This window comes from Hydrogenophaga sp. A37 (assembly GCF_002001205.1).
Lineage (GTDB): Bacteria > Pseudomonadota > Gammaproteobacteria > Burkholderiales > Burkholderiaceae_C > Hydrogenophaga.
Genome location: NZ_MUNZ01000130.1, coordinates 1 through 14,412, shown reverse-complemented (window position 1 = coordinate 14,412; position 14,412 = coordinate 1). Strand labels below are relative to the sequence as shown.

Here is a 14,412-nt window from a genome sequence, read left to right as displayed (position 1 = left end):
GGCCGGGCCTTGCGGCGGAACCGCTCATTGTATGACGCACCCTCTCCCCCTCGGTGGGCGGGGCCATGGCCCCGGCCAGACCCGGTTCAGGCGGCGCGCGCCACAGGCGTCGGGCCATCACGCCACTGCGCCATCAGCCCGCTCCAGCGGCCGCGGGCCGCCGCGAGGTTGCGCTCCTTGACGTGGCCAAAACCCTTGATCTGCTCAGGAATGAGGGCGATGTCCAGGGCCAGCGCGTGGTTGCCAGCGTTCAGCCCCTTCAGCAGCTCTTCCACGCAGGCTTTGTACTCGCCGATCAGGGCGCGCTCGGTGCGGCGCTCTTCGGTGCGGCCAAACACGTCCAGCGCCGTGCCGCGCAAGCCTTTGAGCTTCGCCAGCAGCTTGAAGCCGGTGAACATCAGTGGGCCGAACCGCTGCTTGATCAGCTCGCCCTTGGCGTTCTTCTTGGCGATCAGCGGCGGCGCCAAATGCACGTGCAGCTTGAAGTCGCCCTCGAACTGCGCCGCCAGTTTGGCGTGGAAGGCCGGATCTGAATGCAGGCGGGCGACCTCGTACTCGTCCTTGTACGCCATGAGCTTGAAGAGGTAACGCGCCACAGCTTCGGTGATCGTGGTCTTGCCCAGCTTCGCCTCGGCGTCCTGCACCCGGCGCACCAACACCTCGTATTCGCCCGCGTATGCGGCGTTCTGGTAGCCCGTCAGGAACTCGACCCGGCGCGCGACCAGACTGTCCAGGGTTTCGCGCTTCTTGAACTGGATCACCTGCTGGCCCAGCGGGTTGACCAGCGCGGCCAGGGCCTTGGGATCGTGCGCGGCGCGGCGGCCCCATTCGAAGGCCTGCTTGTTCTTCTCGACCTGCACCGCGTTCAGCTCGATCGCGCGCATCAGCGCCGTCAGGCCCAGCGGTACCCACCCGCGCTGCCAGGCGTGGCCCAGCATCATGGGGTTGGTGTAGATCGAGTCGCCCATGAGCTTCGACGACGCGGCCTCGGCGTCGAACGTACCCACCGCCTCGGCGCCCAGGCTGGCCGTCAGTGCGTCCACGCAGGCCTGCGCCGGGTTCTGCCAGTCCGGGTTCTTCACGAACGCGGCCGTCGGCGTGGCGCTGGCATTGAGCGCCACGTGGCTGCGACCGGCGCGCAGCCGCTGCCAGCTTTCCTTGTGCGCCGCCACGATGGGATCGCAGCCGATGATCAGGTCGGCCGAAGCCGCCGAGACCCGTGTGGTGCGGATCACGTCCTGGTGCGCGCCGATCAGCACGTGGCTCCAGGTCGCGCCGCCCTTCTGCGCCAGACCCGCCGCGTCCTGCGTGACGATGCCCTTGCCCTCGATGTGCGCGGCCATGCCCAGCAACTGGCCGATGGTGATGACACCGGTGCCGCCGACGCCCGCGACGATGATGCCCCAGGCTTCGGCGCCCAACACCGGCGGTTTCGGCTCGGGCAACACGCCGCCGGCCCATTCGGCCTTGGCGCCGCCTTTGTCCTTCTTGCGCAGCTGGCCGCCGTCCACGGTGACGAAGCTCGGGCAGAAGCCCTTGACGCAGGAGAAGTCCTTGTTGCAGCTGCTCTGGTTGATGCTGCGCTTGCGGCCGAACTCGGTTTCCAGCGGCTCGACCGACAGGCAGTTGCTCTGCACGCTGCAGTCGCCACAGCCTTCACACACCAGCTCGTTGATGACCACGCGCTCGGTCGGCTCGACCAGCGTGCCGCGCTTGCGGCGGCGGCGCTTTTCGGTGGCGCAGGTCTGGTCGTAAATGATGACCGTGGTGCCCTTGATCTCGCGGAACTCGCGCTGCACCGCATCCAGCGTGTCGCGGTGCTGGATGGCGATGCCGCTGGGCAGGCCGCTCACGCTGGCGTACTTCTCCGGCTCGTCGGTCACGATGGTGATCTTCACCGCGCCCTCGGCGCGCATGCTCTGCGCGATCTGCACCACGCTGTGGCCTTCGGGCCGTTCGCCCACCTGCTGGCCGCCCGTCATGGCGACGGCATCGTTGTAGAGGATCTTGTAGGTGATGTTCACACCGGCGGCGATGCTCTGGCGCACGGCCAGGATGCCGCTGTGGAAGTAGGTGCCGTCGCCGAGGTTGGCGAACATGTGCTGGTCGTTCACGAACGGCTGCTGGCCGACCCAGGGCACGCCCTCGCCGCCCATCTGGGTGAAGCCCACGGTGGCGCGGTCCATCCAGATGGTCATGAAATGGCAGCCGATGCCAGCCATGGCCCGCGAGCCTTCGGGCACCTTGGTGCTGGTGTTGTGCGGGCAGCCTGAGCAGAACCAGGGCTGGCGCTCGGCGCCTTCCACTCCCTTGGTCAGCAGGGTCTGCATCGACTGCTCCTGCGCCGTGAGGATGGCGAGCTGCGCGTCAACGCGCGCCTGCACGTCCTCGGGCAGGCCCATCTTGCGCAGGCGTTTGGCGATGGCGCGGGCGATGATGCTGGGCGTCAGGTCGGCGTTGGCGCGCAGCAGGGTGTGCGCGCTCGGGTTGGGCATGGACCATTCGCCACCGGTGAAATCGCCTTCCACCTCGTCGAACTTGCCCAGCACGTGCGGGCGCACGTCGCCACGCCAGTTGTAGAGCTCTTCCTTGAGCTGGTACTCGATGACCTGGCGCTTCTCTTCCACCACCAGGATCTCGCGCAGGCCGGTGGCGAACTCGCGCGTGGTCTGCGCTTCCAGCGGCCAGACCACGTTGACCTTGTGCAGGCGCAGGCCGATGCGGCGGCAGGTGGCATCGTCCAGGCCCAGGTCCAGCAGCGCCTGGCGCGTGTCGTTGAAGGCCTTGCCGCTGGCGATGATGCCGAAGCGGTCGTTCGGGCCGGCGACCACGTTGTGGTTGAGCTTGTTGGCGCGGATGTAGGCCAGTGCGGCGTACCACTTGAAATCAAAGAGGCGCGCTTCCTGCTCCAGCGCGGCGTCTGGCCAGCGGATGTGCAGGCCACCGGGCGGCATGTCGAACTCGGGGACCACGATCTCGACGCGTTCGGGGTCGATCATCGCCGTGGCGCTCGATTCGACGATCTCCTGGATCGTCTTCATGCCGGCCCAGACGCCGCTGAAACGGCTCATGGCGATGGCGTGGATGCCCAAATCGAGGATGTCCTGCACCGTGGACGGGAAGAACACCGGCAGGCCGCAGGCCTTGAAGATGTGGTCGCTCTGGTGAGCGGCGGTGCTGCTCTTAGCCACGTGGTCGTCGCCGGCCACCGCGATCACGCCGCCCCAGGGCGTGGTGCCGGCCATGTTGGCGTGTTTGAACACGTCGGAGCAGCGGTCCACACCCGGGCCCTTGCCGTACCAGATGCCGAACACGCCATCGAACTTGTTGGAGCCAGGCGGTGCAAAGCCCAGCTGCTGGGTGCCCCAGAGCGCGGTGGCCGCCAGCTCCTCGTTCACGCCCGGCTGGAAGACGATGTTCTGCTGCTTCAAATAAGGCGCCGCTTTTTGAAGCGCCTGGTCGTAGCCGCCGAGCGGCGAGCCGCGGTAACCGCTGACAAAACCCGCCGTGTTCTTGCCCTGCAGCGCGTCGCGCTGGCGCTGCAGCATGGGCAGTTTCACCAGCGCCTGCACGCCGCTCATGAAGGCGCGGCCGTGGTCGAGCGAATATTTGTCGTCGAGCGTGACGGTTTCCAGGGCTTTGCGGATGTGTTCGGGCAGTGGGGCGTTCATCTTGTTGTCTCCTGCGTGGGTGGGGAACGCCTTGTGGGCGCTTTTTCAACCGAGATCCCAGCTGATGGGCCGGCTTCAGTTTGACGCACAGTGTATGACTCGGTCGCTGACAGGTGTTTGCTTTTCATGCCCAAATTCCAGCCATCAAAGCAAGATTATTTCTAGAATCAAGCCACCATGGAAACACTCGACAAGTTTGACCTCGCCATCCTGAATCAGCTGCAAAACGACGGCCGCCTGACCAATGCCGAACTGGCCAGCCGCGTGGGCCTGTCGGCCGCGCCGTGCTGGCGTCGGGTGCGCGCGCTGGAAGAAAGCGGCTTCATCACCGGTTACCGGGCCGAGCTCAACCGGGACAAGATCGGCCTGGGCGTGCTCGCCTTCGTGCGGCTGGACGCCGAGCGCAACAGCGGCGACGTGCTGCGCCAGATGGAAGCCGCGATCCAGAAAATCCCCGAGATCGTCTCCTGCCACTACATCAGCGGCTCGGGCACGTTTGAGCTGCAGGTCGTCTGCCCCGACCTGGGCGAGTTCAGCCGCTTCGCGCGCGAGGTGCTGATCAACCTGCCCAATGTGAAAGACCTGCACACCAGCTTCTCGCTGGGCGAAGTGAAGTCCGCGAGTGCCCTCCCACTGGGGCATTTGCTTACCAAGGGCCTAAGCACGGCAAGCGCAAGGAAAACTTGAGGCATTTTTTCGACCACTCGTCCCCGTTGTTCGACCGCCGGGCAAACTTTTGGCTGCAAGTGCTTGAAAACGTGCGGTTTTCCCGGATTTCGATTTGTGGAATCGCAGCACTTTCCGTACCATTCACCCACCCAAACAGCGCGCCCCGGGTACTCCAAAGGTCTTCAGGTCGCTCAAAAAGTTCTCTTTGAAGGAAACGTCGTGAAGAAGTCCCTGATCCTCAAGTCCGCCATCGCCCTGGCCTTGGCCGCTCCCTTGCTGGCGTCGGCCGAGTCGCAGTTGGTCATCGGCACCGGCAACGCCGCCGCCGACCTGAACTTCCGTGTGGTCGTGCCGCGCGTGCTGTTCCTGGGCGTGGGCACCGGCGCTGCCGGCCTGGCCAACAACACCACCGAAGACACCGTGACCTTCGACTACTCCACCAACGCGGCCGCGCTGGGCACGGGCGCCCCTGCCGGCAGCATCACCGGCAACGTGGTGCCAGTGCGGGTGGTGGGCAACAACGGCCAGATCACGCTGTCCGCCAGCACGACCGGCGCGCTGACCAACGGCACCGCCGACACCATTCCTTGGTCGGAAATCACTTCCACCACCAGCCTGGCCGCGCTGCCCAGCCCCTTGATCCCGCTCACCGGCGCCGGCGCCGCCAGCAACGTCACGCTGTCCTCAGGCACCAAGGTCACCGACCGTTCGGCCAACTGGACCTTCAGCTACGCCAACGCGAACGTCGTGGCCCCTGGCACCTACGGCACCACCAATGGCCGCGTGACCTACACGGCCGCCATGCCCTGAGCCGGAGCCCGGCGGGCCTGTTCCTGGGCTGGCCCACAGCCCCACACACGGAGGGTCCGCAGGTCGCGGCCCCTCCGTTGTCATTTGAGCGCCCCGCCCCTCGGTCGATGCCTCGTGAAAGCCCTCTTTCGCTTCACCCCGTCCGGTCCACAATGAACCCATGAAACCCGCGCAGCGCCTTTGCACCCCCCACCGGCTCGCCGCCATCGGCCTGCTGCTGGTGTGTTGCGCGCCGCTGGGTGCGGCCCACGCCTGGTCGCTCACCCTGGCCGCTGCGTCCCGCCGCGTGTTCCTGCACGTGGGCAACGGCACCGCCGAAGGCAACAACACCACCGTCAATCTGGTCAGCGCCAACCTCACCGGCGCGCAACTGCTCAGCGGCACGCCACAGGCCATGACCAGCGACAGCACGCAATCGGCCAGCCTCTATGGCGACGGCTTCACCACCTGCCCCACGCCCGCCAGCCAGGTGATCATCGGCGCCTCTTACCGCCGCAGCAACGCCAACAACGGCCCAGCCAGCGCCACGCTGCGCGTGACCTCACCGGCCAACCTGAGCAACGCCGCGGGCGACACGATCCCCTTCAGCCAGATCAGCTGGACGGTCTCGGCGCCCGGCAGCAACGCACCCAATGTGATCCCTGCAGGCACCTTCAATGGCGCCACCCAGACGCTGACCACCATCCCGGCCAACACCTACATCGAGAACTGCCACAGCTTCACCTACGCCAACAGCGCGGTACGGGCAGCGGGCACCTACAACGGCCAGGTCACCTACACCGTGAGCAGCCCGTGATCGCGCGCGCCCTGCTGCTCTGCACCGCCCTGGCCCTGGGCACGCCCGCGTTGGCCAACCCGCACCGGCTTGACGACTCGCGCAGCCACACCGTGCCGCCCAATGCCCAGATGCAGTGGACGCCGCAGACCCGGGCCGACCGCGACGGCGGCATGGAGGCCTGGATCCGCGTCAACATCCACATCGACACCCGCGAATGGGACGGCCGCAGCGGACGCATTTACATGGTGCTGCCGCGCGACGAGGCGTCGAGCATCGAAGCCGTCTGGACCACCCAAGGCCCGCTGCGCTCTGGGCGGCTGGTGTCGGGCGAGCGCAGCCTGGTGTTCGCCGGCACGATCCGCGGCGCCAGCCTGCAAGACCAACTGCAGGTGCGGCTGCGCTCGGGCCCCGACTGGCAGAGCAACAGCCGCCGCCTCAATTTCCACTTCGAGCTCGACGTCGAGCCCGCCCTCCTGCCCCCATGACACGCCTGCTGCCCACTGCCCTGATCGCTGCCGCCCTGCTGCCCGCCGCCGTTATGGCCCAGGGTTTTGCCGCCTACATTTCGCCCCCGCGCTTCGAGGTGAAGCTCCAAGCCGGGCAGCCCCTGCGCCAGGTGCTGGAGATCCAGCACGTCGGCCGCAGCAAAGGCAACTACCGCATCTACACCAACGACTGGACGCTGAGCGCCGACAACGCGGTCAACTTCAGCAACGAGCTCAGCGCCGACAGCTGCCGCCCCTGGGTGGCGATCGAACGCCGCGAGCTGGCCATCGAGCCCGGCGCGCGCTACCGCTACCGCTTCGAGATCACGCCGCCGGCCGACACGCCGCCGCGCGAGTGCCGCTTTGCCATCATGGTCGAGGGGCTGGACCCGGCGCAGGTGCAGGGCAACATCAGCTTCCCCGTGGGCGGGCGCATCGGCGTGATCGTCTACGCCGCCATCGGCAATGCGGCGCCGCAGCTGGCCATCACCGGCACCGAGACCGTGCAGGTCGGCGGCAAGCCCTTGGCCGTGCTCAGGGTCAGCAACAACGGCAACGCCACCGGCCGGCTGGAAGGCTTCATCGACGGCACCGACGCCGCCGGTCTGCGCGTCGAGCTGGCGCCGGTGGACCTGCCCGTGTTGCCCGGCGAAACCCGCCGCATCGCGCTCTCGCCGGTGGCGCCCGAAGGCAAGCCCGCACCCGAGCTGCGTTTTCCGCTGAGCGCCAAAGGCAGCCTCGAATCGGGCAAGGCCCGCCTGCCGCTGGACACGAGCTTCGCCCCATGACCCTGGCGGTCCGGGCGACCTGCAGCCTGCTCGCGCTGGGTGGCGCACTGGCCCAGGCGCAAGCACCCGTTCAGCCCGGCGCCGCAGCCCCGGCGGCGGCGGCCGCCTACCAGGATCGCGTCATCGAGGGGCTGCCGCCCGCGTCCGAAGACGATCCCGATCTCGACACCCCCTACGACCGCACCGGCTGGCCGCGCTTCCTCCGGCTCGAAACCCGCCTGGGCACCCCGGCGTTTGACGACGACCGCGAGGCCCGGCTCGCCTATGCGATCTACGGCCTGATCGAAACGCCCAACCACGGGGTGCTGTCCATCGACGGCAGCGTCACCCCCGGCGAAAGCCAGAGCAGCCTCACCGTTCGCCAGCGCGAACTGCCGCTGCCCGGCGGCTGGGTGGGTCACCACGAACTGGGCGTCATCAACGCCCCGCTCAACGCCGTCGCACGCCTGCCCTCGCGCGTGCAGGTGCCCTCGTCCAACCTGCTCGGGCTGCGTGGCGAGTGGGAACATGCCGCCAGCGGCGTGAGCCTGCTGGCCGCCAATGGTGAGCCCGGCCAGCTCACCAGCCTGCCCGCCAGCGGTTTCGAGGGCCTGGGCGGACGGCGTTCGGCGTTGGGCGCGCAGTGGCACCTGGGCGGCACCGACCGTGGCACCACCACGCCGCCGGCCGTCGGCCCCGGGACCGACGAAACGGGCTGGACCCTCGCGGTGCAACACGAGCGCGCCAGCGGCATCCCGGCGCTGCAGTTGGCCGACGGTGCCCTGGCCACCCAAGACGCCAGCGCCACGCTGCTCCACCTGCGCCACGAGGCCGCCGACCTGCGCACCCAAGGCCAGTTGCTGCGCGCCCAAAACGCCGGCCAGGGAGCGAACGGCTTCTGGATCGACATCGATGGCAAGGAGGGCCCGCGCCAACACGGCCTGAGCATCTACCGCCTGGAGCCCGGCCTGAGCTGGGCCGGCCTGGCCATGCCCAGCGACGTGCAAGGCGCCACCGTGCGCAGTGAGTGGCGCACCCGCCAGTGGTCGGCTGAAGGTTCCTACGACTGGCTGCGCTCCATCAGCGGGCGCGCCGCCAGCGGCAGCTACGCCTCGGCCAGCGCGCGTTGGCGCCTGGACCGCAGCAACCAGCTCAGCGCTGGCGCCGCGCTGCGCCGGTTCGACGGCAACGCCTGGACCAGCTACACCGACTGGCGCTGGCAAAACGACTGGGGCACCAGCGGCCTGCGGCTGGAACTGGCCAGCGCCACCCGCCAGCAGGGCGCCACCCGCGAGATCAGCCACGACCAAGAGTGGCTGGTGCCGCAGGGCTGGACAGTCTCCACCAGCCTGGGCCTGGGTCGCTACGGCGCCCGCACCGACTCGAGCGCGAGCGAACCGGCCGGCCGCTTCTGGTCGGCCGCCCTCGCCATCAACGCCCCCATCAGCAGCCACGCCAGCGCGCGCGGCCAATGGGGCACCGAAAAAGCCAGCAACGGCCAAAACCGCCACAACCTCAACCTCGGCGCCCAATGGCGCCTCACCCCGCGCTGGAGCCTCGACGGCAACTACACCCGCGCCATCGGTCGCAGCCGCAGCGCGCGCCCGCTCGACCCGCTGGCCCCCATCGTCAATGACACCGACACCAGCTCCGACCGCAGCTTCCAGGTGGTGCTGCGCTACGAAATCTCGGCCGGCAGCCGCAGCGTTCCGCTCGGTGGAAGGGCCAGCGAAGGCGGCGGCCGCGTCGAAGGCACCGTCTTCTTCGACGCCAACCGCAGCGGCACCCAGGACGCCAGCGAAACCGGTGCGCCCGGCGTCACCGTCACGCTCGACAACCGCTACGCCGTGCGCACCGACGCGCAGGGCCGCTTCAGCTTCCCCTTCGTCGCCAGCGGGCCGCGGACCGTGACCGTTCGCAACGAATCGCTGCCCCTGCCCTGGAGCGTGGTGGACGAAGGTCAGGCCAGGGTCGATGTGCGCCTGCGCGAAACCACCCAGCTCAGCCTGCCGGTGCAACGCAGCGACTGAAGCATTCGGCCAAACCGGCCTCGGCGCGGCCCGCACCCGGGTGATTTGCCATCAAGTTGAAGGCGGGAATGCCGAAATGGGGACATGTCCCCGATGCCTCGTCGCCTGCCTGCCCTGGTCGCCAGCCTCGCCTTGCTGGCCGTGCCGTCGCCCAGCCTGGGCGACAGCATGCTGGTCACCGGCGGCGAAGCGGCCGGCGCCAGTGCCTCGCTCAACTTCCGGATCATCATCCCCGCTGTCATGAGGGTCATGGAAAACAGCCATCCCCTGCAGCTCACCGCCAACGCCGATGGCGCCCTGAGCGGCGAGCAGCGGCTGGTGGTGCTGTCCAACCTGAAGCGCGGCTTCTGCGTGAACCTGCGGCTGGCCGTCCCTGGCGTGGACCGCTGGCAACTCCACACCCCGCCCGCCAGCGACATCATCCTCAGCCCAGCGGGTGACGGTTACCGCGTCTGCAGCGCCCGGCCCGGGCGCTACACCCTGGTGCTGCAACATCAATTCGGCGTCAACACGCCGGGCCAGCAGGCCATGCACTGGCCGGTGCAGACCGACATTTCGGCCATCTGAGCGGCGAACGCCGCACGGCGCCGCCCTGCTGCACCGGCCCATCGGGGTGCCGGGGTCACGGGCCGATCCAACAGGTTTCTTGTTTTGAATGGAAACAGCGCACCCCAGGCGGGGAAGCCGTGTGCCATGATGGCATGTAGCCAAAAGGCCACAAAGCGCCTTCTTGGCCTTGGTCTTGCTTCTCCTGTCGCAGTCGCTTCGCTCGGGTCCCGACACAGGGCAATACCCGCACATTCACCCACCGGCTTGCGCAGGAGTTCTGGGGAAACAGGAACACATGGACATCAAAGAAACGCATCTCTGCGGGCTCGGCCCGCATGCCAGCCCACCGCACTCAAAGCCTTTCAAAGGATGGGCACTGTTGGGCTCGGTCTGCGTGGGCACGGCGTTTGCCCAGGCGCCCTTGCAGCCGCTGCTGCAGGCGCCGCTGCAGACCTCGGTGGACAGCAGCCGACAGCCGACCAACCCCATGAACACCGCACCCGCCGCCGCTGATGCGACCCTGGACGCGAAACCCACGCCCGCCACGGGCGAAGCCGCACCACTCAATTCACTCGCCGTCATCAACCCGGACTACCGCATTGGCACCAACGACCTGCTGGAGTTCGACGTGTTCGGCGTGCCCGACATGCGCCGCTCCGTGCGGGTGAACGCCACCGGTTCCGTGTCGCTCCCCCTGATTGGTTCGGTGCCGCTGGCCGGGCTCACCGCCCAGCAGGCCGAAGCCCTTCTGGCCAAAAAGTACGGCGAAAACTACCTACAGAACCCGCAGGTGTCGCTCTTCATCAGAGAGTTCACCACGCAGCGCATCACCATCGAAGGCGCGGTCGCCAAGCCGGGCATTTACCCCGTGACGGGGCAGCTCACGCTGCTGCGCGCACTGGCGCTGGCCGGCGGTGGCGCACAGTACGCCGAGCTGAACGAAATCATGCTGTTCCGCAACACCCGGGGCCAACCGTCAGAGCCGAAGGTGTTTGACCTGGACAAGATCCGTTCGGGCGAGGTGCCCGACCCCATCATCCAATCCGACGACGTGATCGTGGTCAAGCGCAATGCCAAGCGCACCGCGCTGCGGGACTCGCTGTTCCGCGACATCCTCGACACCATCAACCCCTTCAAATAAGAAGGCCCCGGCTCGACGAGCCTCCATGATCGATCTGCACAGCCACATCCTCCCGGGCATCGACGACGGCGCCGGGACGCTCGACATGTCGCTGGAGATGGCGCGCATGGCGGTGGCCGACGGCGTGCACACCATGGCGTGCACGCCTCACATCTATCCCGGCATGTACATGAACGACGGCCCGGGCATCGCGCGCCGCCGCGATGCGCTGCAGGCCGAACTCGACAGCGCGGGCATTCCCCTGAAGCTGGTGGTCGGCGCTGACGTTCACCTGGTGCCGGACCTGCTGGAGGGCTTGCATTCCGGCCGGGTGCCCACGCTGAACGGCTCGCGCTACCTGCTCCTCGAACCGTCCCACACCAAGCCACCGCCCCGGTTCGAGGCGTCGGTGGGCGAGTTGATCACGGCGGGCTACACGCCCATCATCACGCACCCCGAACGCCTGACCTGGATCGCGCAGCACCACGCTGTGTTCCTGCGCCTCGTGCAACAAGGCGCTTGGCTGCAAATCACCGCCGGCGCGCTCACCGGCGTCTTTGGCCCCCGCCCCCAGTACTGGGGTGAACGTTTGATCGGCGAGGGTCACGCCCATGTGCTGGCCAGCGACGCCCACTCCACCGGACGCCGCAGCCCCTGCCTCAGTGAAGGGCTGCTCGTGGCGCAACGGCTGCTGGGCTCGGCCGAGGCCCGGCGTCTGGTTGTCGACCGCCCCCAAGCGGTGATCCAGAACGCCCCTCCGAAGCGCTTTCCCCTGCCCGACATCTTCGTCGCGCCCGCAGGGACGATCGACCGGTGGCGCTCGTGGATCGGGCTGAGCCACCCCAAAGTGCCCGGCGCAGGCGCCCGCTGACGCACCAATAGACGCAACGGCGCGAAATTCAGCCCGAAAACGGGTAATTCTTGCCGACAAATTGGTGCACAAGGCCTTGGACAGGGTGCTTGGCGGCGGCGCTTTTTGACCGTTCGTCGGTCCAACTGCAGGGGCAAACCCGGCAATACAAGCGGCACAGTCAGCAATTACCCTGTCAGAACGATGTGTTACTTAAGTTTCGTGCTGCATTGCAGCAAACACACCCTTTTGGACTAAAAATCGGCCCCTCCCGGCGCCACTCTGGCCTGAAGTTTGCTGAATGCCGTGAATGCTGGTTTGCCATCCCACCCGTCTACCGAATCGCTGGTCCATGAGGTGCCCATGAACGCTCTTCCCTCGCCTTTGTCGCAGATACCGCATCAGCAACCCTCCATGGAGGGAAGCGGTGACACGGTGATCTCCATGTACAACGAGAGCGACCTGGCTCGCAGCCTGGCCCCGTGGGCCCAACTCTCCCAACGCCAGCGGTGGGTCACGGCGCGGCTGATGCTCACCGACCTCAGCGTGCTGTGGTGCTGCTTCATCGCCGGTCGTTTGCCGGTCTGGCTGCGTGGCGAGGCGACATTGCCGGAAGCCATGAACATCTGGTGGGCCGACAACGGCCAGCTCCGCCTCACGCTTTTCATGGCCATCGCGTTGGCCATGGTCGGCTGGATGGGGACCGTGTTGGGCCACTACACCGCCCACCGCCGAAAGCCCTGGTGGGACGAAGCCCGGCAGATCATCCAGGTGGTGCTGGCCGCCGCGCTCATCGACGCGATGATCATGTACGGTGCTCAGTGGCAGCTGTCGCGCCTCTGGACGGGCGCCACATGGGTGCTCATCCTCGTGAGCCTGCCGCTGGCGCGCCTGGCCATTCGCAAGCGCTTGCTGGCCCAGGGTCTGCTGACCCAGCCCTATGTGCTGATCGGTCACCCCGACGACGTCGAGAAGGCCGCCGCCGCCCTCGCCAGCGAGCCTTTGCTCGGCTACAAGCCCGTCGCGGTGGTCTGCCCCAACCCGGGCGAGCGCCTGGTGGCGTTCAAGGGTGGGCCGGTCGTGGCGCCCACCGCGCTCACGCCAGCGGTGAGGCAGTTTCTCGCCCAACCGGGCGCCTACCACCTGGTCGGTGTGCTCGGCATCCGGGACAACAACTGGCTGCGCGATCTCGCTCAAGAACTCATGCACACCCGCGACGACCTCGTGATGGTGCCCGCCTTGGGGGATCTGCCGATGTATGGCATGGAGGCGTCCCACCTCTTCAGCCACGATGTGCTGTTCTTGCGTGCCCGCAACAACCTCAAGCGCCGTGGCCCGCAATTCCTCAAACGTGCGCTGGACATCGTCGGTTCGGCTTCGCTGCTGCTCGTCCTGTCGCCCTTGTTTGCCTACTTTGCCTGGAAGATCTCCCGCGATGGCGGCAGCCCCTTCTTTGGCCATGTGCGCATCGGGCAAAACGGCCAGCCGTTCAAGTGCTACAAGTTCAGGTCCATGGTGGTCAACGCACAGGAAGAACTGAAAAAACTGCTGGCCAACGACCCCGAAGCCCGGGCCGAGTGGGAGCGTGACTTCAAGCTCAAGAACGACCCGCGCATCAGCAAGATCGGCGGCTTTCTCCGCCGCACCAGTCTGGACGAACTGCCCCAGCTCTGGAACGTCCTGATCGGCGAAATGAGCCTGGTGGGCCCCCGCCCCCTCATTCAGGACGAACTGGCGCGCTACGGCAAAGACGTCACCTACTACCTGACGTCCCGGCCCGGGATGACCGGGCTCTGGCAGGTGAGCGGACGCAGCGACGCCACCTACGCCTCTCGCATCCGTTTCGACGCCTGGTACGTGCGCAACTGGTCGCTTTGGTACGACCTCATCATCATGCTGCGCACGGTCCGGGTGGTGCTCAAACAAGAAGGCGCCGTCTAAGTCCCCAAGGGGTTCCGCCCGCGTGGCCGCAAGGCCCTGCGGGCGAAACTGTTTTCAACCCACCTTATGCTGCACTGCACCATGATCACTCCTGTCATCCTCTGCGGCGGCTCCGGCACCCGCTTGTGGCCGCTGAGTCGCAAAAGCTTTCCCAAGCAGTTCGTGCCGTTGATCGATGGCAAAAGCCTGCTGCAACTCACCCTGCAGCGGGTGGGCGCACTCGGGCCTCAGCTCATGGTGGTCGCGGCCGAAAGCCACCGCTTTCTGGTGTCCGACGCGCTGCAGGGCATTCCGGCTGGGGCCCAGGCCATCCTGGAGCCGGCCAGCCGCAACACGGCGGCGGCGATGGCCCTGGCCGCGCTGCAAGCCACCGACAACGGCCAGCCCGAATCGCTGCTGCTGTTCTGTCCGGCCGACCAGCACATCCCCGACACCGCCGCCTTCGCCCGCGCGGTGAAGGAAGCCGTGCCCTCGGCTGAGGGCGGCGCCATCGTCACCTTCGGCATCGTCCCGAGCTTCCCCAGCACCGCCTATGGCTACATCCAGCATGGATCCCTGCGCCCGGATGGCTCGCTGCAAGTGCAGCGCTTCATCGAAAAGCCCGCCGCCCCGGCCGCCCAGGCGCTGCTGCTGGGTGGCGCCGTGCTCTGGAACGCTGGCATCTTCCTGTGCCGCGCCAGCGTGCTGCTGCAGGCCCTGGAGCGGCATGCCCCCGACATCCTCGCCACGTGCCGCAAGGCCC

General features: G+C 67.4%; 12 protein-coding genes. 11 read left to right on the top strand and 1 reads right to left on the bottom strand.

From position 1 onward, the window contains the following. Positions 1 to 86 precede the first annotated feature (86 nt). Positions 87 to 3,671 carry an indolepyruvate ferredoxin oxidoreductase family protein gene (locus B0E41_RS17810; RefSeq protein ID WP_077332794.1) on the bottom strand — a complete coding sequence of 1,195 codons (3,585 nt, stop codon included), beginning with the start codon at positions 3,669 to 3,671 and terminating at the stop codon, positions 87 to 89. A 177-nt stretch (positions 3,672 to 3,848) separates the two neighbouring features. Between B0E41_RS17810 and B0E41_RS17805 the strand changes: the two genes are divergently transcribed. From B0E41_RS17805 to B0E41_RS17755, 11 genes are all read left to right on the top strand, one after another. Further along, positions 3,849 to 4,358, top strand: coding sequence for an Lrp/AsnC family transcriptional regulator (locus B0E41_RS17805; protein WP_077332792.1), 510 nt, complete (start codon positions 3,849 to 3,851; stop codon positions 4,356 to 4,358). 201 nt (positions 4,359 to 4,559) lie between these two features. Next, positions 4,560 to 5,150, top strand: a complete 591-nt coding sequence (locus B0E41_RS17800) for a hypothetical protein (RefSeq protein WP_077332790.1) — start codon at positions 4,560 to 4,562, stop codon at positions 5,148 to 5,150. Between the two features lie 160 nt (positions 5,151 to 5,310). Beyond that, complete coding sequence (locus B0E41_RS17795; RefSeq protein ID WP_077332788.1) at positions 5,311 to 5,946, top strand: hypothetical protein; 636 nt, start codon at positions 5,311 to 5,313, stop codon at positions 5,944 to 5,946. Further along, entirely contained in the window at positions 5,943 to 6,413 is a 471-nt protein-coding gene (locus B0E41_RS17790; protein WP_077332786.1) for a hypothetical protein, read from the top strand. Before B0E41_RS17795 ends, B0E41_RS17790 begins: the two co-directional genes overlap by 4 nt. Further along, the gene (locus tag B0E41_RS17785) at positions 6,410 to 7,201 is read left to right on the top strand and encodes a hypothetical protein (RefSeq protein ID WP_077332784.1); all 792 of its coding nucleotides are present in this window, start codon (positions 6,410 to 6,412) and stop codon (positions 7,199 to 7,201) included. The genes B0E41_RS17790 and B0E41_RS17785 overlap by 4 nt, the downstream gene beginning before the upstream one ends. Then, the gene (locus B0E41_RS17780; RefSeq protein ID WP_077332782.1) at positions 7,198 to 9,210 is read left to right on the top strand and encodes an SdrD B-like domain-containing protein; all 2,013 of its coding nucleotides are present in this window, start codon (positions 7,198 to 7,200) and stop codon (positions 9,208 to 9,210) included. Before B0E41_RS17785 ends, B0E41_RS17780 begins: the two co-directional genes overlap by 4 nt. A gap of 84 nt (positions 9,211 to 9,294) precedes the next feature. After that, on the top strand, positions 9,295 to 9,777 hold the full coding sequence (locus B0E41_RS17775) for a hypothetical protein (protein WP_143433893.1): 483 nt from the start codon (positions 9,295 to 9,297) through the stop codon (positions 9,775 to 9,777). Between the two features lie 277 nt (positions 9,778 to 10,054). Beyond that, complete coding sequence (locus B0E41_RS17770; RefSeq protein ID WP_077332778.1) at positions 10,055 to 10,900, top strand: polysaccharide biosynthesis/export family protein; 846 nt, start codon at positions 10,055 to 10,057, stop codon at positions 10,898 to 10,900. A gap of 25 nt (positions 10,901 to 10,925) precedes the next feature. Beyond that, positions 10,926 to 11,750 carry a CpsB/CapC family capsule biosynthesis tyrosine phosphatase gene (locus B0E41_RS17765; protein ID WP_077332776.1) on the top strand — a complete coding sequence of 275 codons (825 nt, stop codon included), beginning with the start codon at positions 10,926 to 10,928 and terminating at the stop codon, positions 11,748 to 11,750. A 342-nt stretch (positions 11,751 to 12,092) separates the two neighbouring features. Next, the gene (gene wbaP / locus B0E41_RS17760) at positions 12,093 to 13,670 is read left to right on the top strand and encodes an undecaprenyl-phosphate galactose phosphotransferase WbaP (RefSeq protein ID WP_077332774.1); all 1,578 of its coding nucleotides are present in this window, start codon (positions 12,093 to 12,095) and stop codon (positions 13,668 to 13,670) included. A gap of 81 nt (positions 13,671 to 13,751) precedes the next feature. Then, on the top strand, positions 13,752 to 14,412 hold a 661-nt coding region (locus B0E41_RS17755; RefSeq protein ID WP_253194983.1), incomplete at its 3' end, for a sugar phosphate nucleotidyltransferase.